The sequence below is a fragment of the Kitasatospora sp. NPDC048722 genome, from assembly GCF_040650235.1.
Lineage (GTDB): Bacteria > Actinomycetota > Actinomycetes > Streptomycetales > Streptomycetaceae > Kitasatospora.
Genome location: NZ_JBEZGX010000023.1, coordinates 75,756 through 101,714, shown reverse-complemented (window position 1 = coordinate 101,714; position 25,959 = coordinate 75,756). Strand labels below are relative to the sequence as shown.

Below are 25,959 nucleotides of genomic sequence, written 5' to 3'. Positions count from 1 at the left end.
GAACGCACGGGGTGACGCCTGTGCAGAGTTCCCGCGCCCAAAGCTTCACCGAGACAGACATCCGAACATCGGAGCAGGGGAAACCCGGCTCCGCGAGACGCCGAGAGGAGGCGAAGACAGTGGGAAACATCATGATCACCAAAATGACTGGCCAGACCGTTGTCCCTGCCTCCCTGCGTGATGCCCTCCTGTGGGCGCCCGCAGAGCTCGGTGGAACCGGTCTGGGTCTCGACACCACCGGTGTCTCCGTCGTCCCCTCCGTCGCTGTCAGTGGTCTCGGACACACTGATCTGTGCGTCGCGGGCGGCAGGAGCATCGAAGGCACCTCCGTCGAGACCGGTCTGTCCCGCGACTGGGCGTCGTTCGGCACGCCGCGCTCCGAGCGCGACGAGCGACCGACCCAGGCACCGAAGGCGGTCGTAGCCGCAGCCATGCATGGCGGCTATGCGCAGGTCATCGGTGCCGGAAACGCCCAGAAGCAGAACGAGCAGCAGATCAACAAGCAGGCCGAGGCCGCCTTCATCGGCGCCACGGCCATCCGGATGCGGGCCTTCCGCGGGCCTGAACCCTGGAGAGAACGAACCTGAGCCTCAGGTCGGCACCTCCAGGGCCGCGGAACCCGTCACACCGGGATCCGCGGCCCTTCTGTTTTGTCCGGTACGCACGACCACCCAGGCCCCCCGGGGCCTCCGGCCCAGCCCCACCAGTCAGCCGGGCCGGAACCACTGAGAAGACGAGGAAGACGCAGACAGTGTCCACGGTCATCACACCGCCCACCCCGTCCGTACCGCCGACAAGCCAGATCACCAAGGCCGACCAGGCCGACCCCCCGGAGGTTCTTTCCATGCAGCTCAGCTCGATCGAGCAGGCCGAGGCACTCGGTCTCCCCATCCCCTGCCGCGCCTTCGACCCCGAGGTCTTCTTCGCCGAGACGCCCGCCGACGTCGAGTACGCGAAGTCCCTCTGCGGCACCTGCCCCGTCAAGGAGGCCTGCCTGGCCGGCGCCCTCGAGCGCCGCGAGCCCTGGGGCGTCTGGGGTGGCGAGCTCTTCGTCCAGGGCGTCGTCGTGGCCCGCAAGCGGCCCCGTGGCCGTCCGCGCAAGACCGAGGTCATGGCGTGAGCCCCGACCTCGGAGCCGGAGCCGTCCGCCGGGGAGAGCAGCCCCCACTGGACAGTTCCCTCCGCCGCTCCGTGCGGATCGCCGCCGCCAAGGCCGACGCGGCCCGCACCAACCCCTTCCCGACGACGCACCACGAGCAGGACCGCCACATGACCGCCGCCATCGACCCCGCCGTCCGCGCCGAACAGGCCAACGAACTTCAGATCCAGAACAGGACCCTCGAAATGCAACTCCTCCACGAATCCCTGGCCCGCGCCCATATGCAAGACCGGCTGCACGAGGCCGAGCACCAACGGCTCGTCCTGCGCATCGCCCGGGCGCGCAAGCTCAAGCAGCGGGCCGAGCGCGCCTCGCTGCGGGCCCGCAAGGCCCTCGCCGTCGCCCTGATGTAAGTCCGCCACCGCAGTTCGACGCGCGCGCCGCGTGGCCATGCGCGGCCACGCGCGCGCAGGCGCGTGCCGGAGCGCCCGGACTGGCACAGGACGAACGGCAGACCCCCGTCGCACCGCAGGCCGCCCCCCGTACCCGGGGAGCGGCCTGCGGCCGTTTCGTCGCTTACTCGGCTCCGACCTCTCGGCTTCCCCGCTACTCAGCGACCCTTGCGGGCCCGTTTGCCACCCGGCCCCTGCGCGGCGAACTCCGGCAGCCACTCCAGCATCTCCGCCCGGAACGGCGCCTTCGCCCCCAGCTGGCACAGCACCCCGATCGTGCTCAACGTCACCCGGTGGATCAGCAGGTACGACGGCGGCAGGTTCAACTGCTTGCCCAGGTTGTAGGCCGGAGACCGCGGATCCGCGATCCGCGCCGCCTGCGCCCGCATCCACGCCCGCGTGAAGTGGAACGAATCCACCGCCGCCGGCTCGATGATCGGCACCAGGTAGTCCAGCACCGCGTCCGGATCCAGCTCGATCGAGGGCTTCACGAAGCCCTCCTCCCGCAGCATCTCCAGCACGCCCGTCGCGTCACCGGCCAACGCCATCCGCAGCGACGCCCCGATCGGCGCCGGCAACCCACCCGGCAACCGGTCCACCGTGCCGAAGTCCAGCACCCCCAGCCGCCACCCCGACACCGGACCGTCGTCCTTCAACAACCGGAAATTGCCCGGATGCGGATCCGCGTGCAACAACCCCGTCCGCGACGGCCCGGCGAACAGGAACCGGGCCAGCAGCCGGCCCGCGCGGTCCCGCTCCTCCTGGCTCCCGCCCGCGATCACCTCCGCCAGCGGCGTGCCGTCCATCCACTCCGTCACCAGGACCTGATCCGCCTGCGCCACCACGCCGGGCACCGCGATGTCCGGATCGCCGGCGAACTCCTCGGCGTGCCGGCGCTGCGCCTGCGCCTCCAGCTCGTAGTCGAGCTCTTCGGAGACCCGCTCGCGCAGCTCGGCGATCAGCGGCTTGATGTCCAGTCCCGGGATCAGCGGGCCCAGCAGCCAGGCGACCCGGCTGAGTTGTGACAGGTCCGCGAGCAGCGCGTCGCCCGCGCCCGGGTACTGCACCTTGACGGCGACCCGGCGGCCGTCGTGCCAGACCGCCCGGTGCACCTGGCCGATCGAGGCGGCGGCCGCCGGCCGGTCGTCGAACTCCTGGAACAGCTCACGCCAGTTGATCCCGAGGCGCTCGGTGAGCGCGGCGTGCACCTTGGCGGCGGGCATCGGGGGAGCGGCGTCCTGCAGCTTGGTGAGCGCCGCCCGGTACGGGCCGGCGACCTCCTCGGGCAGCGCGGCCTCGAAGACGGACAGGACCTGCCCGAACTTCATGGCCCCGCCCTTGAGTTCGCCGAGCACCTTGAACAGCTGGTCGGCGGTGGCCTGTTGCAGCTCGGCCGTCACCACCTCGGCGGACCGGCCGCCGATCCGCCTGCCCAGGCCGAGCGTGGCGCGGCCGGCTATCCCCAGGGGCAGGGCGGCGAGCCGTGCCGTGCGGGTCACTGCCTTGCGCGGAAGATCGCTCACCGGGCCTCCATCCGACACACCCCCGGCCACCCGGTACCGGACGGCCGACCATCACTACGCCATTGTGCCCGTTCGCCGCCCAGCACCAGCCCGTATTTCGCGCAGGCGTGAGCGGCGGACCGGTGGCGGGTCGGCAGTGGTTCAGCTGATCAGCGGGGCAGGCGCAGGGCCAGGCCGTCGAGGACGACCTCCAGGCCGTAACTGAACTTGCTGTCGCGGGTGGTCACCGGATCGGTGCCGGCGGCGGTCGCGTAGGCGTCGGCGAGGTGCTCGAAGTCGCCGGCCGCCTCCTGAGCGGCGGGCATGAGCCGGGCGATGAACTCGGCCTCCGTCTGGCCGGACCGGGCCACCGTGGTGAGCCAGGCCGACTCCGTGGTGCCCATGCCGATCGTGTAGCAGAGCAGGGTGTCGATCGCCCGGACCGGCTCGGGGAACCCGGCGGCGGTGAAGAGGACGGTCAGCTGCTCGGCGAAGGACATCAGGTTGGGGCCCAGGTAGGCGAGGCCCGCCTGACCGAGGACGGACGACAGCCAGGGGTGGCGCAACACCGTCGCGCGGAAGGCCTGGGCGGCGTCGGTGGCGGCGGCGCGCCAGTCGGGGCCGTCGGCGGGCGGGAGGGCGATCTCACCGAAGACCTCGTCGACCGCGAGCTCCATGAGCTCGTCCTTGGTCGCGACGTGGCGGTAGAGGGAGGTCGCGCCGGCGTTCAGGCGGGAGGCGAGTTTGCGCATGCTCAGCGCCTCGGTGCCCTCGGCGTCGAGCATCACGATCGCCTCGCGGACGATCGCGTCCCGGCTGAGCGAGGGCTGGTCGGGCTCGCGCTGGCGGCGGGCCCATACGGACGGGATCGGGTTCGTGCTGACGGCCATGGGCATCCCCTTCTGCGTACACCGTTCGCAGTCAGCGTACAGCAAGCGCTAGTTGCGCACAGCGTTCCTTGGTGCGTACAGTGTGCGCAGCGACGGAACGCAGTGCGCGCCGGGGGAACGGTGTGCGCATGGAGAGGGGAGATCTCATGCAAGCCCGCAACCCGCACCGCTGGTGGATTCTGATCGTGCTGTGCCTGAGCTCGTTGGTCCTGGTGATCGACAGCATGGCGCTGACCGTGGCGGTGCCCTCGATGACGGCGGACCTCGGCGCGAACGCCCAGGACACTCAGTGGATCCTCGACTCCTACGTCCTGGTCTTCGCCGGGCTGCTGCTGACCTCAGGCAGCCTCGGTGACCGCTTCGGCCGACGGAAGGTCATGATCATCGGCCTGTTGCTCTTCGGCGCGGCGTCCCTGGCCGCGACCTTCTGCACGAATCCCGGCGAGGTGATCGCCTCCCGCGTCGCGATGGGGGTCGGCGGCGCGCTGATCATGCCGTCGACGCTGTCGATCCTCATCACCGTCTTCGACGAGGACGAGCGCGGCAAGGCGATGGCGGCCTGGGGGTCGGTGGCGATGCTCGGCCTGGTCGGCAGCCCGGTCCTCGGCGGCGTGCTGATCGACCACTTCTCGTGGCACTCGATCTTCTTCCTCAACGTTCCGGTCGTCGCCCTCGCGATCCTGGCCGGTCTCGTGCTGATGCCGGAGTCCAGGGGGCCGTGGCAGAAGCCGGACCCGCTCGGCGCGGTGCTGTCCGCGGCCGGCATGACGGCGCTGATCTGGTGGATCATCGAGATCCCGCAGCACGGCGCGTTCGGCGGCCGGTCGCTGCTCACCCTGGGCGTGGCGGTGGTGGCGCTCGTCGGGTTCGTGGTCTGGGAGAACGTCACCGACGCGCCGATGGTGCCGCTGGTCCTCTTCGGGCACCGCGACTTCAGCGGCGGCTCGCTCTCACTGACGCTGGTCCAGATCGGCAACGGCGGGCTGCTGCTGGTGCTCACCCAGTACCTGCAGTTCGTGCTGGGCTACTCGCCGGTCAAGGCGGGGCTCGCGTTCATGCCGCTCGCCGTCGCCGCGCTGATCGGCAACGGGGCCGGGGCCAAGTTCGCCGCGCTGATCGGCAACCGCCCTCTGATCCTCGCCGGGATGCTCGCGATGGCCGCCGCCTTCGGGCTGCTGACCACCGTCTCGGCCGACGGCGGCTTCACTGTCCCGGCGGTCGCGCTGGGGCTGCTCGGCCTCGGGGCCGGTCTGGCCATGCCGGCCGCGGTGGGGGCGCTGATGGGCACGATCCCGGCGGAGAGGGCGGGCGTCGGCTCGGCGCTCAACGACACCATCCAGCAGGCCGGCACCGCGCTCGGCATCGCGATCCTCGGCTCGCTGCTGTCGAGCGGCTTCGCCGGCCGGATGCCGACGGGGCTGCCGGAGGAGGCGAGGCACTCGATCGCCGGGGCGCTGGCGGTCGCGAAGGGGGACGCCGGGCTCGTGCACACCGCTCGGGAGGCGTTCACGAGCGCGATGACGACCACCTTCACGATCAGCGCGATCGGGGTGCTCGCGGCGGCGCTGGTGGCCACGCTGGTCATGCGGGGCCGCCCGGCGGGGGCGCAGCAGGGGGCGGCGGCCGATGCGGCCGACGAGCGGGCGGAGGGCGCGGAGCTCGCCACCTGACGGGGCGCAGTCCGACGTTTCCACACCGAGAAGGCCGGTGCCCCTGAGGGGGTACCGGCCTTCTCGGTGCTGTGCGCGAGAAGTCGGCGGGGCCGACCTCTCCGTCTTGTTGTCCACCTACTCCGTGTTCTCCGTTCCGGGAGGGGCCCCTCCCCCCCCGCCCCCCACCCCTCCCCTCCCCACCCGCCTCCCGCCTCCCGGCGCGCTATCTCGGTGGCAACGGCTGCCACAGGCAGCCGCAGTCCGGGTGGCCCCTCAGGCGCATCCGGCGCGGCATGCCGTCGGTGGCCGAGAACTCGCACCACCCGTCCACGCTCGGCGGTCGGCCGCCGTCCAGTAGCACCTGGACGTGGAGTGCCGCGAGACCGGCCACTGCGGTGGCCAGCGCGGTGTCGCAGGCCGGGGTGCGCGCACGCCCCGGTCCTCCGTCCGCGAGCTGGGCCAGCACCCGTGGCCACGCCGCGTCCTCGTCCTCCCTCCGCAGCACCAGGCAGTGCCCGCAGGCCGACACCCCCGGCACCACCAGGGGCCCGACCACCCCGAACTCCTCCACCACTCCGACATAGAGATGCGGCACCCCGGCCCGCAGCAGTTGCCGCGCCTCGTACGCCCCGCCCGCGAACGCCCCGCTGCCGTCCCGCGGCGCGAGCACCACGAGATCGGGCGGCTCGTCCGCGGCCCGCCGCGGCGCGGGTGCCGGACGCCGGGCCGAGGCCCGCTGGACCGCCTCCTTCGCCGCCGTCATCCGCAGCCGCCCGACGTCGGACGGTGGCACTCCCGCGGGGGAGCAGTCGCCGGGGCGGACGCGGCCGCCGTCCTTCACCGTGACGGCCCCCGCCCCGCCCGCTGCGAGCACCGCCGCCACGGCGGCTCCCACCCGCCCCGCGCCGCGGACCTCGATCCGGGTGTCCGCCCGCCGGGCGAGCACCGCCGGTGCGGCACCCGGGCCGGAGTGGACCAGTGAGAGCGAGGCGAGGTCCGGCCCGAGCAGTTCCCGCTGCGGCTGCGGGAAGCGGGCGAGCGCGGCCTCGGCCGCCTCCGCGTCGTCGAGGAGCCCGGCCTCCTCCAGTTCGGCGAGCAGCGCCTCGGCCGGGTCGCGGCCGAGCCCGGCCTTCTCGCCGGCCGCCAGCAGCGCGGGGCGGTCCCGGGTGCCGTCGAGCAGGCCCAGGAAGTCGCACAGGGTCTTGTCGGCGTGCTCGACCACTCCCGCGTAGCGGCTGATGGTCCCGAACTGCAGGGTCTCGGTGTCGCGCCAGCTGCGGGACAGGGCGGGTTTGAGGGCGAGGCGCACGGCGGTCTCCTTTCCGATCGTTTTCGGACGGCTGACGGCAGCTTGCCCGATCGGGGCGACCTCGTGCGCCGGGTTATCCACAGGCACTGGCCCATGATCACATCATCGGTTCGCGGACCCTGTGGATAACTGGACATCCGCCCTGGCGTCGGTTTCCGGACACCCTGTGTCGGCCTTTCGTTCCCGATCACTCCACGAAAGATTTCGGCCATGGCAGCGGACTTCTGTCAGTGGTAGCGGGTAACGTCGTGTGCCATGGCAGCCGAGCGGGACTCCCATCCACCGGCGTCGCGTCGACGTGCCCGTGCAGCGTCCGGGTCGCAAGTGGCGGCGCCGAGCACGCGCGGGCGCCCGGACCAGCAGCCGAAATCCGCGCAGCCGCAGCACCAGTCGCAGCACCAGCCGTCCCCGCCCAAGCCGGGGGAGCCGCACGACCGTACGCGGGTCGAGGTGCGCCGCAGTGCCCGCCGCAGCCGCACCGTCTCGGCCTACCGCGAGGGCGACCGCACCGTCGTCCTGATCCCGGCGCGGATGTCGCATGCCGAGGAGCAGCGGTGGGTCGCGCAGATGCTGGAGAAGCTGGCCGCGCAGGAGAGTCGCCGGATCCCGGGGGACGACGCGCTGGAGGCGCGGGCCCGCGAGCTGTCGGCCGAGTACCTGGACGGCCGGGCGAAGCCGGCCCAGGTCCGCTGGGTCACGAACCAGAATTCGCGCTGGGGCTCGTGCACGCCGAGCGAGCGGACGATCCGGCTCTCACACCGCCTCCAGGGGATGCCGGAGTACGTGCTCGACTACGTGCTGCTGCACGAGCTGGCGCACCTGCTGGTGCCGGACCACGGTCCGGGGTTCTGGGCGCTGCTGGAGGCCTATCCCCGGACGGAGCGGGCGCGCGGGTACCTGGAGGGCGTGGTGTCGGCGGCGCGGCTGCCGCACATCCCTGGGGCCAGGAGCGCGGACCCGGAGTCCGATCCGGCGCGTTCCTGCGGCTGAGGAGTCCGGCGGGGAAGGCAGGAGACGGGGGAAGGCGGGAAGCGGGGGAAGGCAGGGAGACGGGGAGGGCGGGCAGCGGCGCGGCGGGGCCGTGCGATCGAACGTGGGAGCGACGGAAGGGGGCGTGGGCCAATGCGGCCCGCGCCCCCTTCCGGCTGTCGCACCTCAGCTCGTGAGCCGCCTGGCCCGCGCGACGAGGTCGCGCACCGAGTGGTCGGTCAGCTCGGGCAGGCCGTCGTAGTCGAACCAGCGCAGGTCCAGCGACTCCTCGCTGATCAGTGCCTGCGCGCCGGCCGGGGCCAGCGCGATGTACTGGACGTCCAGGTGGGTGTTCTCCGGCCGGTCCTTGCCGGTGCAGCGGACCTGGTGCCGGTCGAGCTTGGCCGGGGCGGGCCGGCCGTCGACCGCGAGCAGGGTGAGGTCCGGGATGCCGGACTCCTCGACGGCCTCGCGCAGCGCGGCCGACGCGAGGTCGGCGTCGCCCGGTTCGCAGTGCCCTCCCATCTGCAGCCACAGGCCGACCTTGGGGTGCAGGGTGAGCAGCACCCGCCCGGCCGCCGGGTCGACGACCGCGGCGCTCGCGGTGATGTGGGCGGGCAGGCAGGAGCGGTACAGGCCCTCGGGCTGCGCGTGCAGGTGCTCCAGGTAGTCCAGCCGCAGCTGTTCCTGGTCCTGGTCGGCGGGCCGCCACCGGGTCAGGGTGCCGACGGCGTCCGCGTGCAGGGCGGACGCCCCCGGGTCGGTGGCGGTCATGCGGTGGGCTCGCCCTTTCCGTCGGTGCCGTCCTGCTCGGGCCCGTCCTTCTCGGGGGCGTCGCCCTTGGTCAGGTCGGTGGTGCCGCCGGCCGCGGCCTCGCCGAGCAGCTTGTCGAGCGCGTCGAAGTCGATGCCGCCCTCCAGGTCGCCGGCCGCGCCGCGGTGCACGAAGGCGTCCGGGTCGTCGAGGTCGGCGGCGGTGGGCAGCATGTCGGGGTGCTGCCAGAGGGCGTCGCGGCCCTCGATGCCGCGGGCGTCGGCGAGCAGCGCCCAGAGCCGGGCGGCGTCGCGCAGGCGGCGCGGGCGCAGCTCCAGGCCGACGAGGGTGGCGAAGGTCTGCTCGGCGGGGCCGCCGGCGGCGCGGCGGCGGCGGACGGTCTCGCGCAGGGCTCCGGCCTGGGGCAGGTGGGGCTCGGCGGCGGTGTGGACGACGGCGTCGACCCAGCCCTCGACGAGGGCGAGCGCGGTCTCCAGGCGGGCGAGGGCGGCCTTCTGCTCGGGGGTGTCCTCGGGCTGGAGGAGGCCGCCGGCGAGCGCCTCCTGGAGTGCCTCGGGGTTGCTGGGGTCGAGCTGGCCGACGAGTTCCTCCATGCGGGAGGTGTCGACCTTGATGCCGCGCGCGTAGGCCTCGACGGCGCCCAGCAGGTGGGCGCGCAGCCACGGCACGTGGGCGAAGAGGCGCTGGTGGGCGGCCTCGCGCAGCGCGAGGTAGAGGCGGACCTCCTCGGCGGGCACGCTGAGGCCCTCGCCGAACTCGGCGACGTTCTGGGGCAGCAGCGCGGCCTTGCCGGCCGGGGCGAGGGGCAGGCCGACGTCGGTGGAGCCGACGACCTCGGCGGCGAGGGCGCCGAGGGCCTGGCCGATCTGGGTGCCGAACATGGCGCCGCCCATGGAGCGCATCATGCCCATGAGGGGGCCGGCCATGGCCTGCATCTCCTCGGGCAGGACGCCGCCCATGGCGGTGCCGACGCGTTCGGCGACGGGGTCGACGAGGTCCTTCCAGACCGGGAGGGTGGCCTCGATCCACTCGGCGCGGCTCCAGGCGACGGCGGTGCCGGCGCCGGAGGGGAACTCGGTGGCGCCGTCGAGCCAGAGGTCGGCGAGCCGGACGGCCTCGGCGACGGCGGAGCGCTCGGCGGCGCTGACCGAGCGGTCCTTGCTCTTGCCCTCGGCGGGCTCGGCGACGACGGTCTGGCGGGCGATGTTCGTGGCGAGGTCCCAGTTCACCGGGCCGCCCTCGAAGGAGAGCATCTGTCCGAGCTGCTGGAACGCGGCGCCGAGGTCGCCCGGGTTGAGGCCGCCGAACATCGCGGCGAACGGGTTGTCGCCCGCGCCGGGGGCGCCCGGGGCGCCGGGCATCCCGAACAGCGCGCCGAAGGGGTTGCCGGCGCCGAAACCGAAGGGCTGGGGGCCGCTCTGGTCGGCGCTCTGCGAGCCCTGGTCCTTCTTCTTCTGCTCGTCGTCGGGCTTGGCCTTGCCGTCCTCGGGCTCCTCGGGCGGAACGCCGAATCCGAAGGGAAGGTCGCTCACGGGGTCCTCGATCCGGTCGGCCGTCATGCGGGTGTGGCGGGAAATCCTGCGGGCCCGGGGCGGCGGTGGAGTGGGGACTCGCGAGCGGTTCCCGCGCGGCGGGCCCGCGCCGGGTGCACCGCGGGGCCTTCGCCTCGGGCAGGATGGACGTACGTGACACACGTACGTACGCACATAAGCTAACCGTGGAGGATGGCCGGTGAGTTCCCCGCCCTCGGACGTTCGCTCTGGGCTGACCGGAGGAGAGGACGCCCCGGACACCACGGCGTCGCCGCCTCCAGCCTACGGCGGCCGGCCGGTCGTCGTGGCCGTCACGGGAGCCGCGGGAGTGCTCGGCGAGCGGGTCGCGGCCCGCCTGGTGGCCTCCCCGCACGTGAAGAAGGTCCTCGCGGTGGACGACCGGCGCGGTGACGTGCCGGGCGTGCAGTGGCGGGTGCTGGACGTGCGGGACCCGGCGGTCGCCGAGCGGCTGGCCGGTGTCGACGTCGTGGTGCACCTGGCGATGGACTTCGGCATGGAGTCCGATCCGCGGGCCCGCAGCGCCTACAACGTGCGCGGCGCGCAGACCGTGCTGACCGCCGCCGCCGCGGCCGGGGTGCACCGGGTGGTGCTGTGCACGTCGGCGATGGTCTACGGCGCGCTGGCCGACAACGAGGTGCCGCTGGCCGAGGACTCCGAGCTGCGGGCGACGGAGGAGGCCTCGCTGGTCGGGGACCTCCTGGAGATCGAGCGCCTGGCCCGGCGGGCGCCGCGCGCCCACCCGGGGCTGCAGGTGACGGTGCTGCGCCCGGCGGTCGTGGTGGGTCCGGGCGTGGACACGGTGCTGACCCGGCACTTCGAGGCGCCCCGGCTGCTGGTGGTGGCCGGTTCGCGGCCGTGCTGGCAGTTCTGCCACGTGGAAGACCTGGCGACGGCGCTGGAGTACGCGGCGCTCGGCCTGGTCGAGGGCGAGGTGACGGTCGGCTGCGACGGCTGGCTGGAGCAGGAGGACGTGGAGCGGCTGTCCGGCATCCGCCGCATGGAGCTGCCGGCCGCCCTGGCGCTCGGCACCGCGGCCCGGCTGCACCGCCTGGGCCTGACCCCGGCGCCGGCCGGGGACCTGGCCTACACGATGTACCCCTGGGTGGTGTCCGGCAGCCGGCTGCACGAGGCGGGCTGGCGTCCGGACTGGACGAACGAGCAGGTACTGGCGGAGCTGCTGGCGCAGGTGGCGGGCAAGCACGCGGTGGCCGGGCGGCGCCTGGGCGGCAAGGAGGCGGCGACCAGCCTGGGCGCGGCCGGGGCGACGGTGGCGCTGGTCGGCACGGCGGCGCTGGTGCGGCGGGCGCGCAAGCGGCGCCGCTTCTGAGGAGTCCGACGGGGGCGCCCGCACCGGGGCGTTCCGCGTGGGACGTCCGGACGGGCGGCCCGAGAGAGCGCCGCGAGCCGGAGCGCAGGGGGCAGGTCGCACCCCGACTTCTCACGATGCGAAATTCCCGGATCGTGATGCGGAAGCCCCTTGCCCGGGACCACCCCGGATGGGCAATCATGGGGTCATGTCCGAGAACCACGACCCCATCCGCCTGCTCGCCGTCCGCGACACCCCGCTCTCCCTGGACGAGGTGTACGAGGCGGTGGGCGACGACGCGGCCGGCGGCACGACCGTCTTCGTCGGGACGGTCCGTGACCACGACGGCGGCAAGTCGGTGGCCGCGCTGGAGTACAGCTGCCACCCCACGGCCGAGCAGGAGATGCGCCGCATCGCCGAGAAGATCGTCGCGGACTTCCCGGTCCGCGCGCTCGCCGCGGTGCACCGGATCGGCCGGCTGGAGATCACCGACAAGGCCGTGATCGTCGCGGTCTCCTGCGCCCACCGGGGCGAGGCCTTCGCCGCCGCTCGCCGGCTCATCGACGACCTCAAGCACGAGGTGCCGATCTGGAAGCACCAGGTCTTCGCCGACGGCGAGGAGGAGTGGGTCGGCGCCGGCAGCTGCTGAACCCGCACGTTCCCAGCACGCGGAGCGTCAGGCGCGCCGTGGCCTCACCCGAACGGGTCCGGCCGCCCGCGCCGGATACTCCCCGGCAGTGAGCCGATCGGCGCTCCCGTAACCCGGACGGCGGTGATCGCGTTGTCCGCCGGAGTGGTTAATCTGCTCATAGACACGACGAGCTGGGAGTACTGACATGGGTGCGCTCGCCTGGTTGATCATTCCGGTTGCCGCCGTCCTGCTCGCCGCCGTGTGGGCGGGCTGGGCCCAGCGGGCGCCGAAGGCCACGGGGGACCCGGCCTCGCTCGCCGAACACCGGCGGTTCATGGCCGCGATGGAACGCACCACCGCCGGCACCACCGGCTCCGGGGACCGCTCCGGCCGGTAGCCCGGGGGGCGCCGGTTCACCCGAGTCCCGTACTGTCGTGCCATGCCACGCCGCTCCGCGACGATGCTCGCCGCCACCCTGCTGCTCATAGCGCTGCTCTGCGTCTCGGTGCTGATGAAGGTGCCGTACACGGAGATGAGCCCGGGGCCGACGTACAACACGCTCGGCCAGCAGGGGGGCAAGCCGGTGATCACCATCACCGGGCACGACTCGTACCCGACGACCGGGCACCTGAACATGACGACCGTGCAGGTCACCGGGGCCAAGTACGAGCCCAGCCTGGTGAACGCGGTGATCGGGTGGCTGCGCGGCGACGTGATGGTGGTGCCGCACGACAACGTCTACCCCAAGGGGCAGTCGGACGCGGACGCGAAGAAGCAGAACGCCGAGGAGTTCGCCTCCTCCGAGGACAGCGCCCGCACCGCGGCGCTCAAGCAGCTGGGCATCCCGGTCGGCAACGACCTGATCGTCAAGACGGTCACCGCGGGTGCGCCCGCCGAGGGCCGGCTGCACGCGGGCGACCAGATCGTCGCCGTCGACGGCACCGCGGTGACGACGACGGACCAGGTGGCCGCGGGCGTCACCAAGCACAAGCCGGGCGAGTCGGTGGTCTTCACCGTCGTCCCGCGGCTCAAGGACACCTCGGGCAACGGTGCCGCGGACCCGGCGGCCCGCACCGACGTCACCGTCCCGACCGTGGCGGCCAGGGACCTCGACCCGAAGGCCCCGGCCGAGCGCGCCGGCCTCGCGGTGGTCGGCATCGGCACCGGGATCCGGCACACCTACCCGTTCCAGATCGACATCGGCCTGCAGGACGTGGGCGGGCCGAGCGCCGGCCTGATGTTCTCGCTCGGCATCGTCGACAAGCTGACCCCGGGCGGCGACCTCACCGGCGGCAGGTTCGTCGCGGGCACCGGCACCATCGACGACGACGGCAAGGTCGGGCCGATCGGCGGGATATCGATGAAGATCATCGCCGCCCGCGACGCCGGCGCGGAGTACTTCCTCACCCCGTCCGGCAACTGCGCCGAGGCGGGCAAGAACGTCCCGTCCGGGCTGACCCTGGTCAAGACGGACACGCTGGACGGCGCGCTGAAGTCGCTGGAGCAGATCCGCTCAGGCCAGACCTCCGCACTGCCGTCCTGCGCCGCGAAGTAGGGACCCGCCGTTCAGGGGCCCCGCCGGGGAGCAGGGCCCCGGGGGGCTACGCGAAGGTCGCCAGCAGGGCCTCGGTCAGGCCGGGCACCAGATCGGGGCCGGTCAGCACCTCGCGCGCGGTGTCCTTGGAGCGCAGCCGCAGCGCGATCTCCTTCTTGCCGTCGCGCAGCACCGCGGCGGTGATCCGCACCTCCTCGCGCTTGGGGTGGTTGGCCACCCACTCGGCGAGCTGGGCGTCGCTGGCGTTGCGCGGGCGGCTCTGCTCGGCGCCCGGCGGCAGCATGAGGCGCTCGACCACCAGGGCGCAGCCGGCGACGGCGTCGGGCCAGGCGATGGTGCCGAGGAACTTGTCGAGGGGGGTGCCGGCCGGGATCTCATCCTGCTCGACGGGGGTGAGGCCGGCCGCGTCGTCGGTGAGGCCGAGCTGCTCGGCGACCCGGGGGTCGGCCTTGCGCAGGGCGCCGGAGTCGACGAGGGCGAAGAGGCGGGCGGGCAGGTCCCAGCCGAGGGTGGCGGCGTACTCGTCGATCTCCAGGGCGGCGCGGGTGAGGGGGGTGGCCGCGGGGAGGGTGGAGACATCGTCGGGGGAGTCGGGCTGGGGCGTGGCGGTGGCGTCGGACATGTCTCAATCCTCACACGCCGGGTGGGGCTTGCCGCGCCGGGCGGTGCGGGTGGTGCGGGGGAGCGGCGTCGTAACCGTCTGCTAACGGTGGGAACTCGGTCGGAGCCTGGTTAAGTTGCTCTGAAGACCGACCGACTCCAGACGACACAGCTGAGGTGCCACCGTGGTATTCCAGATGCCGGAACGCTCAGGGCCGGGTTTCCGGCGCAGGGTAGGCCCGCCCTCCCGGCGGGCGCGGGTGGCCCTGCTGACCCTGGGCGTGCTCGCGGTGCTGTTCCTGTTGTTCGTCATGTTCGCGGGTTTCTGGACGGACTGGCTGTGGTTCAGGTCGGTCCACTACTCGTCGGTGTTCACGACCCAGCTGTGGACGAAGGTCGGCCTGTTCGCGGTGTTCGGGCTGCTGATGGCGCTGATCGTCGGCTTCAACGTGTGGCTGGCGCACCGGCTGCGCCCGCCGCTGTCGGCGATGTCGGTGGAGCAGCAGAGCCTGGACCGCTACCGGGCGGGGCTGGCGCCGTTCAAGCGCTGGGCGCTGATCGGCGTGTCGCTGGTGATCGGCCTGGTGGCGGGGGCGGCGGCGTCGGGTCAGTGGCGCACGTGGCTGATGTGGACGAACGCGACGTCCTTCGGCGAGAAGGACGCGCAGTTCGGCATGGACGTGTCGTTCTACGCCTTCGACCTGCCGTTCTACGAGTTCGTGCTGGGCTTCGCGTTCAGCGCGGTGATCGTGTCGCTGCTGACGTCGGTGCTGGTGCACTACCTGTACGGCGGGCTGCGGCTGCAGGGGCCCGGCCGGCGGGCGAGTGCGGGGGCGCAGGGGCACCTGGCGGTGCTGCTGGGCGTGTTCGTGCTGCTGAAGGCGGTGGCGTACTGGCTGGACCGGTACGCGCTGGCGGTCAAGACCGGCTCGTACAAGGGTGTTTCGGGCTGGACGGGCCTGCGCTACGTGGACGCGAACGCGTTCCTGCCGGCGAAGACGATCCTGTTCTTCGTGGCGATCATCTGCGCGGTGCTGTTCTTCCTGACGCCGGTGCGGCGCACGTGGGCACCGGCGCTGATCGGCCTGGGGCTGATGGTGCTGTCGGCGGTGCTGATCGGCGGGGTGTACCCGGCGATCGTGCAGCAGTTCCAGGTGAAGCCGAACGAGCAGGCCAAGGAGACGCCGTACATCCAGAAGAACATCGACGCGACGCGTCGGGCGTACGGCATCGCGGACGCGCAGACGACGCAGTACACCCCACAGGGGTCGACGACGGCGGACGCGCTGAAGCCGGACGCGCAGACGATCGCCGACATCCGTCTGCTGGACCCCAACATCGTGTCGCCGACGTTCCAGTCGATCGAGCAGCAGCGCAACTACTACGCGTTCCCGAACACGCTGGACGTCGACCGCTACGGCGCGGGCACGGACAAGCAGGACACCGTGATCGGCCTGCGCGAGCTGGACCTGAACGGCGTGCAGCGCAACTGGATCAACGACCACTTCAAGTACACGCACGGCTACGGCGCGGTGGTCGCCAAGGGCAACCAGGTCAACGACAAGGGCCAGCCGGTGTTCACCGAGTCGGGCCTGCCGGCGACCGGGGCGCTCGGCGACTACGAGCAGCGGGTCTACTACGGCGAGAAGACGACGACGTACTCGATCGTCGGCGGCTCGAACCAGGAGATCGACTACACGACCGAGACCGGCGAGAACAAGCAGTACCAGTACACCGGCAACAGCGGTGTCTCGCTGGACAACCCGCTCACCCGGGCCGCCTACGCGGTGCGCTTCGCCGAGCCGCAGATCCTGTACGCGGGGGCGATCACCGACGGCGCGAAGGTGATCTACAACCGGACGCCGAAGGAGCGGGTGGAGAAGGTCGCCCCGTGGCTGTCGATCGACGCCGACCCGTACCCGGTGGTGCAGGACGGCCGGGTGGTGTGGGTGCTGGACGGCTACACCACGTCCAACGGCTACCCGTTCGCCTCGAAGACGACGCTGGGCACGGCGACGAAGGACTCGCTGACCAACCAGCGCGGCGAGCTGCTGACGGTGGCGAACCAGGTCAACTACATCCGCAACTCGGTCAAGGCCACGGTCGACGCGTACACCGGCGAGGTGAAGCTTTACCAGTGGGACGAGAACGACCCGGTGCTGAAGACGTGGATGAAGGCGTTCCCGGGCACGGTCGAGCCGAAGGCGGACATCCCGGCGACGCTGCTGCCGCACCTGCGCTACCCGCAGGACATGTTCAAGGTGCAGCGTGACTTGCTCGGCCAGTACCACGTGACGGACGCCAACTCGTTCTTCAACGGCAGTGACATCTGGCAGGTCCCGGTGGACCCGACGAGCGACACCAAGCAGGTGCAGCCGCCGTACTACCTGACGCTGCGGATGCCGGACCCGGAGGTCACGTCGGCGAGCTTCTCGCTGACGACGACGTTCGTGCCCAACGGCCGGGACAACCTGGCGGCGTTCATGGCGGTCAACGCCGATCCGGGCCCGGACTACGGGAAGATCCGGATCCTCAAGGTGCCGGGCGACAGCAAGACGCTCGGCCCGAACCTGGTGCAGTCGCAGTTCAACTCCCGCCAGGAGGTGGCGCAGCAGATCACGCTGCTGAAGAGCGGCGGCGACTCGGACCTGGAGTACGGGAACCTGCTGACGCTGCCGGTGGGCGGCGGGCTGCTCAACGTCGAGCCGGTGTACGTGCGCGGGCGCGGTGCCAAGTACCCGACGCTGCAGAAGGTCCTCGCGGTGTACGGGAACGACAACGTGGCGTTCGAGAACACGCTGGAGGAGGCGCTGCGCAAGGTGTTCGCGGGGGCCGCGCCGGCGACGACGCCGACGGCGCCGAGCGCTCCGGGTACCCCGGCGAACCCGGGGACCCCGACGAACCCGGGTACGGCGACGGGTCCGACGACGCCGCAGCCGGGCGGGACGATCTCGCCGGAGCTGCAGAAGGCGCTGTCGGACGCGGAGAAGGCGTACAACGACAGCCAGGCGGCGTTCAAGAACGGCGACTGGGTGGCGTACGGCAACGCGCAGAAGGCGCTGGGCGACGCGCTGAAGGCCGCCGACGCGGCCCGCTCCGGCGCTCCGGCGCCGGCCGCCCCGAGCGGCAGCCCGTCCGCCACCGCGGGCGGGTCGCCGAGCCCGAAGCCCTGAGCCGCCGGGCCCGCGCCCGCTGAGCTGCGGCAACCGATTTCGGTTCCGCCCCGCGTCCGTGCTACTGTTGAGTCACCGACGCGGGGTGGAGCAGCTCGGTAGCTCGCTGGGCTCATAACCCAGAGGTCGCAGGTTCAAATCCTGTCCCCGCTACTCAGTAGTGACAGAGGCCCGGAGGATTCGTCCTCCGGGCCTCTGGCGTTTTCGCCCCGAAGCGGCGGGAACCGCTCCGGTACTATCGACCGTCGCCAACGATGACGGCACAGGGTTTGTGGGGTTGAAGTGTCGGGAAATCGACAAAGCGCCGAAGCAATTTCGTCGGCTTCGGGGCAGCCCCGCCCGAATTCGGCCGGGGCAGGTGTACGCGGGTTGCGGGTGGTGCGACGATGGGACACATGGGGGACGGTGCACGGCTGCTGACCGGCCGTCGGGTCCGGTGCTTCCCCTGGAGGACCCCCCGGCCGGTGGCTGGGGGAGGATGCCGCGACACTCTGGGGGAGCGGGAGTCCGGATGAGGCTGATCGGCAAGAACGGGCCAGGTGCCAGGTCCGCGGCCGCCACCGAGGCGGACACCGACGCCTGGGCGGAGAGCCCGGAGAGCCGTCCCGGCGCCCTGCCCGCCCAGCGCACCGGCGGCCTCGCCGAGCGCCGCGCGGCCGGCTGCGGCCCCGACAGCCTCGTCCACGTGTCCACCCGTCAGTTCACCTCCGCCGTCGGTCCGTACGGCGAGTCCGCGGACGGCTCCGGCGGCGCCCACGGGGGCGGCGCCCTCGACCCGGCGGGCCTGGACACCACCAGCTTCGAGACCGCGCTGGCCGCCCGCGAGCAGGCCGCGCTGGAGGCCCGGCACCGCCGCGCCGCCGAGGAGGGCGACCCGGACGCCGCCTCCCGGCTCGGCACGCTGCTGCTGCGCCGCGGCGAACTGGAGGACGCCGAACCGTACCTGCGCGCCGCGGCCGCGGCCGGGGTCCGCGCCGCCTCCAACAACCTGGGCGTGCTGCTGCACCAGCAGGGCCACCGCGCCGAGGCCGCCCAGTGGTGGCGCCAGGCCGCCGTCGCCGGCAGCGCCCCCGCCGCGCACGCGCTCGGGCTCCAGCTGCGCGACCAGGGCGAGGAGGAGGCAGCCGAGTACTGGCTGCACTTCGCCGCCGACCACGGCCACCCGCTCGGCGCCTACGCGCTCGGCGACCTGATGGAGCACCGGCGCGACGTCCGCGCCGAGCGCTGGTTCAAGGTGTCCGCCGACGCCGGCCACCGCGAGGCCGCCTACCGGCTGGCCCGGATGCGCGAGGCCGCCGGAGACAAGGACACCGCCGAGACCTGGTACCGCACCGCCGCCGCCCGCAGCCACGCCCGTGCCGCGCTGCGCCTCGGCGTGCTGCTGGAGGAGCGGGCCGGATCCGACCAGGCGCTGCTGGACGAGGCCGCCCGCTGGTACCGGCAGTCCGCGCAGAACGGCGAGCCGCGGGCCGCGTGCGCGCTCGGCTTCCTGCTGCGCGACTCCGGGGACGTCGCGGCCGCCGCCGAGTGGTGGCAGGAGGCCGCCGAGGCCGGGGACGGCAACGCCGCCAACGCGCTCGGCGCGCTGCACGCGAGCCGCGGCGAGGCCAAGGAGGCCGAGCACTGGTACCGCGGCGCGCTGGACGCGGGCGACCACAACGGCGCCTTCAACCTCGGGCTGCTGTGCGCCGGCACCGGCCGTGAGCAGCAGGCCGAGCAGTGGTACCGCCGGGCCGCGTACGCCGGGCACCGGGAGGCGTGCAACGCGCTGGCCGTGGTGCTGCTCCAGCGCGGCGACGAGTCCGGCGCCGAGCCGTGGTTCTCCAAGGCGGCCGAGGCGGGCAGCGTCGACGGCGCGTTCAACCTCGGGGTGCTGCACGCCGGCCGCGGCGAGCACCAGCAGGCGCAGGAGTGGTACGCGCGGGCCGCCGCCGAGGGCCACGGCGAGGCGGCGCTGCAACTCGCGGTGGTCCAGGAGCAGCGCGGCAACCTGGCGGGCGCGCTGGAGCGTTACCGGCAGGCGGCGGCGGGCGGTTCGGCCGAGGGCGCGTTCCGGCTGGCGTCGGTGCTGGACCGGCGGGGCGACGCGGATGCGGAGGCCGAACACTGGTACGCGGTGGCGGCGGACGCCGGGCACCGCCGGGCGCAGGTGCGCATGGGCGTGCGGGCGGCCGAGCGCGGCGCGCTGGAGATCGCCGAGAGCTGGTACCGGCGGGCGGCGGAGGCCGGGAGCCGCAGTGCGGCGTTCAACCTGGGGCTGCTGCTGGCCCGGCAGGACAGCGAGGCCGAGGCGATGCTCTGGTACACCCGGGCGGCGGACGCCGGGCACGGGCGGGCGGCGCTGCGCCTGGCGCTGCTGGCGCTGCGCCGGGGGGAGCCGGTGCAGGCGGAGAACTGGTGCCGCCGGGCGGCCGACTACGGACCGGCCGAGGTGGCGGAGCGGGCGGGGCGGCTGCTCGGGGCGCTGCACGCTGAGCTGAGCGCGTGACAGGGCTCGCGTGCGGTGCCGCTCGTGAGGTGCCGCTCGTGGGGTGCGTCGCGCGCGGTGTGTCCCGTGAGGTGCGTCGCGGACGGACGCGTGTGGCCTAGTGCCGTGGCCGGATAGGTCCACCGCGTTGCGGCCCCTGGCGCGGCACTAGCGGGCCGGCGCGTCCGTACAGGCCGGACAGAGCCCGCGGTAGGTGATCGCGGCACCGGAGAGGACGAAGCCGAAGCGCTCGGTGGCGGGCAGGGCGGCGAGCGGGTCGCCGTGGGGGTGGACGTCGCGGATCGCGCCGCAGCCCGAGCAGACCAGGTGCTGGTGGGCGTGGCGGGCGTTGGGGTCGTAGCGCTTGGCGCGGCCGTCGGTGGCGACCTCCAGGACCTCGCCGAGCGCGACGAGTTCGCCGAGCGTGTTGTAGACGGTCGCGCGGCTGATCTCGGGCAGGTGCCGGGCGGCGCGGGCGTGCACCTCGTCGGCGGTGAGGTGGACGTGTTCGCCGTCGAGGACCTCGGCCACGACCCGGCGCTGCGAGGTCAGGCGCCAGCCGCGGCCGCGAAGTCGTTCCAGCAGGTCGCTCATGCGCACCAGAGTAGGTCACGCTCTGAGATTGGTGCCAGTGTTGACTTAGACAAAGTCCAAGTTAGGATCGAGTCCTCACGACCGGATCACGCGGAGGCTTCTCTCATGACGACCCAGGACGAGCTGCGCCCCACCCTCACCACGGAGGCGGGCGCCCCCGTCGCCGACAACCAGAACACCGAGACGGCGGGTGTCGGCGGCCCGGCGCTCATCCAGGACCAGCTGCTGTTCGAGAAGCTCGCGCACTTCAACCGCGAGCGCATCCCGGAGCGCGTGGTGCACGCCCGGGGCGCCGCGGCCTACGGCACCTTCACGGTGACGGCCGACGTGACGCCCTACACCCGGGCCGGATTCCTCTCCGAGATCGGCAAGCAGACCGAGGTCTTCCTGCGCTTCTCCACCGTGGCGGGCAACCTCGGCTCCGCCGACGCGGTGCGCGACCCGCGCGGTTTCGCGCTGAAGTTCTACACCGAGGAGGGCAACTACGACCTCGTCGGCAACAACACCCCCGTGTTCTTCATCAAGGACGCGATCAAGTTCCCCGACTTCATCCACACCCAGAAGCGCGACCCGTACACCGGCTCGCAGGAGGCGGACAACGTCTGGGACTTCTGGGGCCTGTCGCCCGAGTCGACCCACCAGGTGACCTGGCTGTTCGGCGACCGCGGCATCCCGGCGACCTACCGCCACCTCAACGGCTACGGGTCGCACACCTTCCAGTGGCAGAACGAGGCCGGCGAGCACTTCTGGGTCAAGTACCACTTCAAGACCGACCAGGGCATCCGCAACCTCACCCAGGACGAGGCCAACCGCCTCGCCGGCGAGGACCCGGACAGCCACCAGCGCGACCTGCGCGAGGCGATCGAGCGCGGCGAGTTCCCGACCTGGACCGTGCAGGTCCAGATCATGCCGGCGGCCGACGCGGCGAACTACCGCTTCAACCCCTTCGACCTGACCAAGGTGTGGCCGCACGCGGACTACCCGCCGGTCGAGATCGGCAAGCTGGAGCTCAACCGCAACCCCGACAACGTCTTCGCCGAGGTCGAGCAGTCGATCTTCTCCCCGGCGCACTTCGTGCCCGGCATCGGCCCGTCCCCCGACAAGATGCTCCAGGGCCGCCTGCTCGCCTACGCGGACGCCCACCGCTACCGCGTCGGCATCAACGCCGACCACCTGCCGGTGAACCGCCCGCACGCCACCGCGGCGCGCACCAACAGCCGCGACGGCTACCTGTACGACGGCCGCCACGGCCGCCAGAAGAACTACGAGCCGAACAGCTTCGGCGGCCCGGTCGAGACCGGCCGCCCGCTGTGGGCCGCCACCGCCGTCACCGGCGCGACCGGCAACCACGTGGCGCCCTCGCACGCCGAGGACGACGACTTCGTGCAGGCCGGCAACCTCTACCGCCTCTACTCCGAGGACGAGAAGCAGCGCCTGATCGCGGGCCTGGCCGGCTTCATCGCCAAGGTCTCGGAGGACCGCGAGGACATCGTGGAGCGGGCCGTCGACAACTTCCGCAAGGCCGACGCCGACTACGGGCAGCGGCTGGAGGCGGCCGTCCGGGAGCTGCGCAAGAAGTAGCCGCGGGCTTCCCCCTCCCGAGAAGGACGGCGGGCCCCCCGACCAGCTCCCACTGGTCGAGGGGCCCGCGACCACGTCCGGGGACGGGGCGTCAGACGCTCAGGCGCCGCAGCGTCTCCTCGTGCAGCAGGCCGTTGCTGGCGACGGCGTCCGCGCCGCCCGGGCCCGGGACACCGTCCAGGCCGGTGAAGCGCCCGCCGGCCTCCTCGACGATGACGCAGTTGGCGGCCATGTCCCACAGCGACAGCTCGGGCTCGGCGGCGATGTCCACGGCGCCCTCGGCGACCATCATGTAGGACCAGAAGTCGCCGTAGGCGCGGGTGCGCCAGCAGGCCCGGGTGAGGTCGAGGAACGGGTCGAGGCGCCCGCGCTCCTCCCAGCCGGACAGCGAGGAGTAGGAGAAGGAGGCGTCCTCGATGCGCGAGACGCCGGAGACGTGGATCCGGGAGGCCTTGGCGAGGCTGCGGCCCGCGTAGGCGCCGAGGTCCTTGGCGGCCCACCAGCGGCGGCCGATCGCGGGGGCCGAGACGATGCCGACCACCGGGCGCTCGACGCCGTCCGGGCCGTCCTCCAGCAGGGCGATCAGGGTGGCCCAGACCGGCACGCCGCGGATGTAGTTCTTGGTGCCGTCGATCGGGTCGATCACCCAGCGGCGCGGGCCGGAGCCCTGGAGGCCGAACTCCTCGCCGAGGACGGCGTCGCGCGGGCGGGCGCGCTGCAGGACGCCGCGCACCAGTTCCTCGGCGGCCTTGTCGGCGTCGCTGACGGGGGTGAGGTCGGGCTTGGTCTCGACCGTGAGGTCGAGCGCGCGGAAGCGCTCCAGGGTGACCGAGTCGGCCGAGTCGGCGAGGACGTGGGCGAGTCGGAGGTCGTCGTGGTAGTCGGCCATGTCCGAAACCCTAGCGAGCCCGCCCGGATCAAGACAGCCGGGCTCACGGAGTGAACGCGATTCGCCCCGCCGCTCAGTGCGCGGTGCCGCTGAGCTGCAGGCCGATGACGCCGGCGATCACCAGGGAGATCGAGACCAGCTTGAGCACCGAGGTGGCCTCGTCCAGGAAGACCATGCCGTAGATCGCCGTGCCCGCCGCGCCGATGCCCGTCCACACCGCGTAGGCGGGGCCGACCGGCAGGCTCTTGAGCGAGAGGGTCAGCAGGCCGAAGCTGCTGAGGGCGAACACGCAGAAGCTGATGGTGGGCCAGAGCCTGGTGAAGCCCTCGCTGAGCTTGAGGTTGATCGCGAAGCCGGTCTCCAGCAGGCCGGCCAGGATCACCAGGGCCCATGCCATCGCGTGCCCTCCCTGTCGATCGACGGGTCGGACCACGCTGTGGCCCGACTTTCCTATGATCACCAGGGCGGCGCGGTCCGACACCTCGAACGGGCCACGGGCCTCGCGGGAAGACGGCGGGGCCGGGCGGGGTCAGTCGTCCTCCCGGGCCTCCTTGCTGGCCAGCAGGCGGCGCAGCGAGTAGAGCCGGGCGGCCTCGGCGTGGCCGTCGGCGACCCACGCGTCCAGGGCGCAGTCCGGCTCGTCGTGGCTGCACGCGCGGGGGCAGTCGGCGGTGCCGGGCTCCAGGTCGGGGAAGGCGTGGATGACCCGGGACGGGTCGATGTGGGAGAGGCCGAAGGAGCGGAAGCCCGGGGTGTCGATCACCCAGCCCGGGTTCAGCGCCTTCTTGGAGCCGGCCTTGGCACCCGGTGGCGGGGGCAGGCGCAGCGCGAGGGCGGAGACGGTGGTGTGCCGGCCGCGGCCGGTGACGGCGTTGACGTGGCCGGTCTGCCGCTGGCGGTCCGGGACGAGGGCGTTGACCAGGGTGGTCTTGCCGACGCCGGAGTGGCCGATGAACACGGTGGAACGGCCGCGCAGGTGCTCGCGCACGGCCTCGGCGCCCGCGCTCTCCAGGTCGTCCCGGCGGGTGACGACGTAGTCGATGCCGAGCGGGGCGTAGGACTCCAGCAGCGGCCCGGCCGACGCGAGGTCGGCCTTGGTGAGCACGAGCAGGGGTTCCATGCCCGCGTCGTAGGCGGCCACCAGGCAGCGGTCGATCAGCCGGGGCCGGGGCTCCGGGTCGGCCAGGGCGGTGACGATGGCGAGCTTCTCGGCGTTGGCGACGACGATCCGCTCGTACGGGTCGTCGTCGTCCGCGGTGCGCCGCAGCACGGAGGTGCGTTCCTCGACCCGGACGATCCGGGCGAGGGTGTCGGCGTCCCCGGAGAGGTCGCCGACGATGTTGACGACGTCGCCGACGACGACGCCCTTGCGGCCCAGTTCGCGGGCCTTCATGGCGACGATCTGGCGTTCCTGCTTGGTCCCGGGGTCGATCAGGCAGGTGATCCGGCCGCGGTCGACGGTCAGCACCATCGCCTCGGCGGCGTCCTCGTGCTTGGGTCGGATCCGGGTCCGCGGCCGGGAGCCCCGGCGGGCGGGGCGGTTGCGGATGTCGTCCTCGTCGGCGTCCTTGCCGTAGCGGCGCATGGCTTCAGTCTCCGCTCAGGCGTCCGCCGCCGCTTCGCCGAGCAGGTCCGCCCACATGTTCGGGAAGTCGGGCAGGGTCTTGGCGGTGGTGGCCACGTTCTCGACGCGGACCCCGGGCACGGCCAGGCCGATGACGGCGGCGGCGGTGGCCAGGCGGTGGTCCTCGTAGGTGTGGAAGACGCCGCCGTGCAGCGGGCGGGGGCGGATGCGCAGGCCGTCCTCGGTCTCGGTGACGTCGCCGCCGAGGTCGTTGATCTCCTTGGCGAGCGCGGCGAGCCGGTCGGTCTCGTGCAGGCGCAGGTGGGCGATGCCGTAGAGGTGGGACTCGGAGTCGGCGAGCGCGGCGACGGCGGCGATCACCGGGGTGAGTTCGCCGACGTCGTGCAGGTCGGCCTCGATGCCGTGGACGCGGCCGGTGCCGGTGAACTGCAGGCCCTCGTCGGTGAACTCGCAGGCGCCGCCCATGCGGGAGTAGATCTCGCGCAGCTGGTCGCCGGGCTGGGTGGTGTGCCGGGGCCAGTCGCGGACGGTGACCCGGCCGCCGGTGACGAGCGCGGCGGCGAAGAACGGCGCGGCGTTGGACAGGTCCGGTTCGACGACCAGGTCGCGGCCGATCAGGGCGCCGGGGGTGACCCGCCAGACGTCCTTCTCGCCGCCGTCCTCGGGGGCGTCGACCTGGGCGCCGGCCAGGCGCAGCATCTCGACCGTCATCCGGATGTGGGGCAGCGACGGGACGGGGCCGCCGACGTGCCGGACCTCGACGCCGTGGTTGTAGCGGGCGCCGGACAGGAGCAGGGCGGAGACGAACTGGGAGGACGAGGAGGCGTCGAGCTCGACCGGGCCGCCGTCGAGGGCGCCGGTGCCGTGCACGGTGAGCGGGAAGGCGCCGCGGCCCTCGTCGTCGATGCGGGCACCGAGGGCGCGCAGGGCGTTGATCACGCCGTGCTGGGGGCGCTCGTAGCTGCGCGGGTCGCCGTCGAAGTGGACCGGGCCGTCGGCGAGGACGGCGAGCGGCGGCAGGAAGCGCATGACGGTGCCGGCGTTGCCGACGTCGATGGACGCCGGGCCGAGCAGGGCGGGGGCGGGGATGACGCGCCACGCCTCGCCGCCGCCGGTGCCGCCGGAGTCGTTGTTGACCTTCTCCTCGATGCCGACGCCGAGGGCGCGCAGGCCGTCGGCCATCAGCTGGGAGTCGCGGCTGCGCAGCGGGCGGCGGACCCAGCCGGGCTCGTCGGCCAGTGCCGCCAGCACCAGGGCCCGGTTGGTGACCGACTTGGAGCCGGGGATGGTGACGGTGGCGTCAACGGGGGTGGTCGCGACGGGGGCGGGCCACAGGGTCTCGGTCATGGGGGCCAGTTTAGGGGCCGTACCGGAACGG

General features: G+C 72.9%; 23 protein-coding genes and 1 tRNA gene. 13 read left to right on the top strand and 11 right to left on the bottom strand.

Going from position 1 to position 25,959, the window contains the following annotated elements; translation table 11 throughout:
* Positions 1 to 119 precede the first annotated feature (119 nt).
* The 3 genes from AB0C76_RS19020 to AB0C76_RS19010 all read left to right on the top strand — a co-directional run bounded on the left by AB0C76_RS19020 (position 120) and on the right by AB0C76_RS19010 (position 1,512).
* Positions 120 to 587, top strand: a complete 468-nt coding sequence (locus AB0C76_RS19020; protein WP_359966268.1) for a hypothetical protein — start codon at positions 120 to 122, stop codon at positions 585 to 587.
* A gap of 215 nt (positions 588 to 802) precedes the next feature.
* Entirely contained in the window at positions 803 to 1,120 is a 318-nt protein-coding gene (locus AB0C76_RS19015; protein ID WP_329928159.1) for a WhiB family transcriptional regulator, read from the top strand.
* 149 nt (positions 1,121 to 1,269) lie between these two features.
* Positions 1,270 to 1,512 carry a hypothetical protein gene (locus AB0C76_RS19010; RefSeq protein ID WP_359966313.1) on the top strand — a complete coding sequence of 81 codons (243 nt, stop codon included), beginning with the start codon at positions 1,270 to 1,272 and terminating at the stop codon, positions 1,510 to 1,512.
* Between the two features lie 197 nt (positions 1,513 to 1,709).
* Here the strand turns inward: AB0C76_RS19010 and AB0C76_RS19005 are convergent, their stop codons facing one another.
* Positions 1,710 to 3,074: an AarF/ABC1/UbiB kinase family protein gene (locus tag AB0C76_RS19005; protein WP_359966265.1), complete on the bottom strand. Its 1,365-nt coding sequence runs from the start codon at positions 3,072 to 3,074 to the stop codon at positions 1,710 to 1,712.
* A gap of 149 nt (positions 3,075 to 3,223) precedes the next feature.
* Positions 3,224 to 3,943, bottom strand: coding sequence for a TetR/AcrR family transcriptional regulator C-terminal domain-containing protein (locus tag AB0C76_RS19000; protein WP_359966262.1), 720 nt, complete (start codon positions 3,941 to 3,943; stop codon positions 3,224 to 3,226).
* Between the two features lie 146 nt (positions 3,944 to 4,089).
* On the opposite strand from AB0C76_RS19000, the gene AB0C76_RS18995 reads away from it, so the two are divergent.
* Positions 4,090 to 5,613 (top strand): MFS transporter, encoded by a 1,524-nt coding sequence (locus tag AB0C76_RS18995; RefSeq protein WP_359966259.1) that lies wholly within the window; start codon positions 4,090 to 4,092, stop codon positions 5,611 to 5,613.
* Positions 5,614 to 5,818: 205 nt separating this feature from the next.
* On the opposite strand, the gene AB0C76_RS18990 is transcribed toward AB0C76_RS18995, so the two are convergent.
* Positions 5,819 to 6,904, bottom strand: coding sequence for a TOMM precursor leader peptide-binding protein (locus AB0C76_RS18990; protein WP_359966256.1), 1,086 nt, complete (start codon positions 6,902 to 6,904; stop codon positions 5,819 to 5,821).
* A gap of 324 nt (positions 6,905 to 7,228) precedes the next feature.
* On the opposite strand from AB0C76_RS18990, the gene AB0C76_RS18985 reads away from it, so the two are divergent.
* Positions 7,229 to 7,894 (top strand): M48 family metallopeptidase, encoded by a 666-nt coding sequence (locus AB0C76_RS18985; RefSeq protein ID WP_359966253.1) that lies wholly within the window; start codon positions 7,229 to 7,231, stop codon positions 7,892 to 7,894.
* 165 nt (positions 7,895 to 8,059) lie between these two features.
* On the opposite strand, the gene AB0C76_RS18980 is transcribed toward AB0C76_RS18985, so the two are convergent.
* Positions 8,060 to 8,647 (bottom strand): NUDIX domain-containing protein, encoded by a 588-nt coding sequence (locus AB0C76_RS18980; protein WP_359966250.1) that lies wholly within the window; start codon positions 8,645 to 8,647, stop codon positions 8,060 to 8,062.
* Positions 8,644 to 10,179, bottom strand: a complete 1,536-nt coding sequence (locus AB0C76_RS18975; RefSeq protein WP_359966247.1) for a zinc-dependent metalloprotease — start codon at positions 10,177 to 10,179, stop codon at positions 8,644 to 8,646. The genes AB0C76_RS18980 and AB0C76_RS18975 overlap by 4 nt, the downstream gene beginning before the upstream one ends.
* Positions 10,180 to 10,483: 304 nt before the next feature.
* Here AB0C76_RS18975 and AB0C76_RS18970 point away from each other — a divergent pair, with 304 nt between their 5' ends.
* From AB0C76_RS18970 to AB0C76_RS18955, 4 genes are all read left to right on the top strand, one after another.
* A complete protein-coding gene (locus AB0C76_RS18970; RefSeq protein WP_359966244.1) occupies positions 10,484 to 11,527 on the top strand; it encodes an NAD-dependent epimerase/dehydratase family protein in 1,044 nt (347 codons plus the stop codon).
* 187 nt (positions 11,528 to 11,714) lie between these two features.
* Complete coding sequence (locus AB0C76_RS18965; protein ID WP_359966241.1) at positions 11,715 to 12,155, top strand: molybdenum cofactor biosynthesis protein MoaE; 441 nt, start codon at positions 11,715 to 11,717, stop codon at positions 12,153 to 12,155.
* Between the two features lie 187 nt (positions 12,156 to 12,342).
* Positions 12,343 to 12,534 carry a hypothetical protein gene (locus tag AB0C76_RS18960; RefSeq protein WP_359966238.1) on the top strand — a complete coding sequence of 64 codons (192 nt, stop codon included), beginning with the start codon at positions 12,343 to 12,345 and terminating at the stop codon, positions 12,532 to 12,534.
* 42 nt (positions 12,535 to 12,576) lie between these two features.
* Positions 12,577 to 13,692 carry a PDZ domain-containing protein gene (locus AB0C76_RS18955; RefSeq protein WP_359966235.1) on the top strand — a complete coding sequence of 372 codons (1,116 nt, stop codon included), beginning with the start codon at positions 12,577 to 12,579 and terminating at the stop codon, positions 13,690 to 13,692.
* Positions 13,693 to 13,738: 46 nt separating this feature from the next.
* Here the strand turns inward: AB0C76_RS18955 and AB0C76_RS18950 are convergent, their stop codons facing one another.
* The gene (locus AB0C76_RS18950; RefSeq protein ID WP_359966232.1) at positions 13,739 to 14,314 is read right to left on the bottom strand and encodes a PPA1309 family protein; all 576 of its coding nucleotides are present in this window, start codon (positions 14,312 to 14,314) and stop codon (positions 13,739 to 13,741) included.
* 175 nt (positions 14,315 to 14,489) lie between these two features.
* On the opposite strand from AB0C76_RS18950, the gene AB0C76_RS18945 reads away from it, so the two are divergent.
* The 3 genes from AB0C76_RS18945 (at position 14,490) to AB0C76_RS18935 (ending at position 19,953) form a co-directional block, all read left to right on the top strand.
* Positions 14,490 to 17,465, top strand: a complete 2,976-nt coding sequence (locus tag AB0C76_RS18945; protein ID WP_359966229.1) for a UPF0182 family protein — start codon at positions 14,490 to 14,492, stop codon at positions 17,463 to 17,465.
* 79 nt (positions 17,466 to 17,544) lie between these two features.
* A tRNA-Met gene (locus tag AB0C76_RS18940) sits at positions 17,545 to 17,618 on the top strand.
* A gap of 358 nt (positions 17,619 to 17,976) precedes the next feature.
* Positions 17,977 to 19,953 carry a tetratricopeptide repeat protein gene (locus AB0C76_RS18935; protein WP_359966226.1) on the top strand — a complete coding sequence of 659 codons (1,977 nt, stop codon included), beginning with the start codon at positions 17,977 to 17,979 and terminating at the stop codon, positions 19,951 to 19,953.
* Between the two features lie 147 nt (positions 19,954 to 20,100).
* On the opposite strand, the gene AB0C76_RS18930 is transcribed toward AB0C76_RS18935, so the two are convergent.
* Positions 20,101 to 20,526, bottom strand: coding sequence for a Fur family transcriptional regulator (locus AB0C76_RS18930; protein ID WP_359966224.1), 426 nt, complete (start codon positions 20,524 to 20,526; stop codon positions 20,101 to 20,103).
* Between the two features lie 105 nt (positions 20,527 to 20,631).
* On the opposite strand from AB0C76_RS18930, the gene AB0C76_RS18925 reads away from it, so the two are divergent.
* Complete coding sequence (locus AB0C76_RS18925) at positions 20,632 to 22,107, top strand: catalase (protein WP_359966221.1); 1,476 nt, start codon at positions 20,632 to 20,634, stop codon at positions 22,105 to 22,107.
* Between the two features lie 91 nt (positions 22,108 to 22,198).
* On the opposite strand, the gene hisN is transcribed toward AB0C76_RS18925, so the two are convergent.
* The 4 genes from hisN to aroA all read right to left on the bottom strand — a co-directional run bounded on the left by hisN (position 22,199) and on the right by aroA (position 25,928).
* Positions 22,199 to 22,996 (bottom strand): histidinol-phosphatase, encoded by a 798-nt coding sequence (gene hisN, locus AB0C76_RS18920; protein WP_359966219.1) that lies wholly within the window; start codon positions 22,994 to 22,996, stop codon positions 22,199 to 22,201.
* Positions 22,997 to 23,069: 73 nt separating this feature from the next.
* On the bottom strand, positions 23,070 to 23,393 hold the full coding sequence (locus AB0C76_RS18915) for a multidrug efflux SMR transporter (RefSeq protein WP_359966216.1): 324 nt from the start codon (positions 23,391 to 23,393) through the stop codon (positions 23,070 to 23,072).
* Positions 23,394 to 23,525: 132 nt separating this feature from the next.
* Positions 23,526 to 24,581, bottom strand: a complete 1,056-nt coding sequence (gene rsgA, locus AB0C76_RS18910) for a ribosome small subunit-dependent GTPase A (protein WP_359966213.1) — start codon at positions 24,579 to 24,581, stop codon at positions 23,526 to 23,528.
* A 15-nt stretch (positions 24,582 to 24,596) separates the two neighbouring features.
* The gene (gene aroA / locus AB0C76_RS18905) at positions 24,597 to 25,928 is read right to left on the bottom strand and encodes a 3-phosphoshikimate 1-carboxyvinyltransferase (protein ID WP_359966210.1); all 1,332 of its coding nucleotides are present in this window, start codon (positions 25,926 to 25,928) and stop codon (positions 24,597 to 24,599) included.
* Between the last annotated feature and the right edge of the window lie 31 nt (positions 25,929 to 25,959).

Bases quoted from the DNA above. Each gene is read 5' to 3' on its own strand.
- AB0C76_RS19010 (WP_359966313.1), top strand. From the start codon at position 1,270: ATGACCGCCGCCATCGACCCCGCCGTCCGCGCCGAACAGGCCAACGAA.
- AB0C76_RS19000 (WP_359966262.1), bottom strand. From the start codon at position 3,943: ATGGCCGTCAGCACGAACCCGATCCCGTCCGTATGGGCCCGCCGCCAG.
- AB0C76_RS18995 (WP_359966259.1), top strand. From the start codon at position 4,090: ATGCAAGCCCGCAACCCGCACCGCTGGTGGATTCTGATCGTGCTGTGC.
- AB0C76_RS18980 (WP_359966250.1), bottom strand. From the start codon at position 8,647: ATGACCGCCACCGACCCGGGGGCGTCCGCCCTGCACGCGGACGCCGTC.
- AB0C76_RS18965 (WP_359966241.1), top strand. From the start codon at position 11,715: ATGTCCGAGAACCACGACCCCATCCGCCTGCTCGCCGTCCGCGACACC.
- AB0C76_RS18960 (WP_359966238.1), top strand. From the start codon at position 12,343: ATGGGTGCGCTCGCCTGGTTGATCATTCCGGTTGCCGCCGTCCTGCTC.
- AB0C76_RS18955 (WP_359966235.1), top strand. From the start codon at position 12,577: ATGCCACGCCGCTCCGCGACGATGCTCGCCGCCACCCTGCTGCTCATA.
- AB0C76_RS18950 (WP_359966232.1), bottom strand. From the start codon at position 14,314: ATGTCCGACGCCACCGCCACGCCCCAGCCCGACTCCCCCGACGATGTC.
- AB0C76_RS18945 (WP_359966229.1), top strand. From the start codon at position 14,490: ATGCCGGAACGCTCAGGGCCGGGTTTCCGGCGCAGGGTAGGCCCGCCC.
- AB0C76_RS18935 (WP_359966226.1), top strand. From the start codon at position 17,977: ATGAGGCTGATCGGCAAGAACGGGCCAGGTGCCAGGTCCGCGGCCGCC.
- AB0C76_RS18930 (WP_359966224.1), bottom strand. From the start codon at position 20,526: ATGAGCGACCTGCTGGAACGACTTCGCGGCCGCGGCTGGCGCCTGACC.
- AB0C76_RS18925 (WP_359966221.1), top strand. From the start codon at position 20,632: ATGACGACCCAGGACGAGCTGCGCCCCACCCTCACCACGGAGGCGGGC.
- hisN (WP_359966219.1), bottom strand. From the start codon at position 22,996: ATGGCCGACTACCACGACGACCTCCGACTCGCCCACGTCCTCGCCGAC.
- AB0C76_RS18915 (WP_359966216.1), bottom strand. From the start codon at position 23,393: ATGGCATGGGCCCTGGTGATCCTGGCCGGCCTGCTGGAGACCGGCTTC.
- rsgA (WP_359966213.1), bottom strand. From the start codon at position 24,581: ATGCGCCGCTACGGCAAGGACGCCGACGAGGACGACATCCGCAACCGC.
- aroA (WP_359966210.1), bottom strand. From the start codon at position 25,928: ATGACCGAGACCCTGTGGCCCGCCCCCGTCGCGACCACCCCCGTTGAC.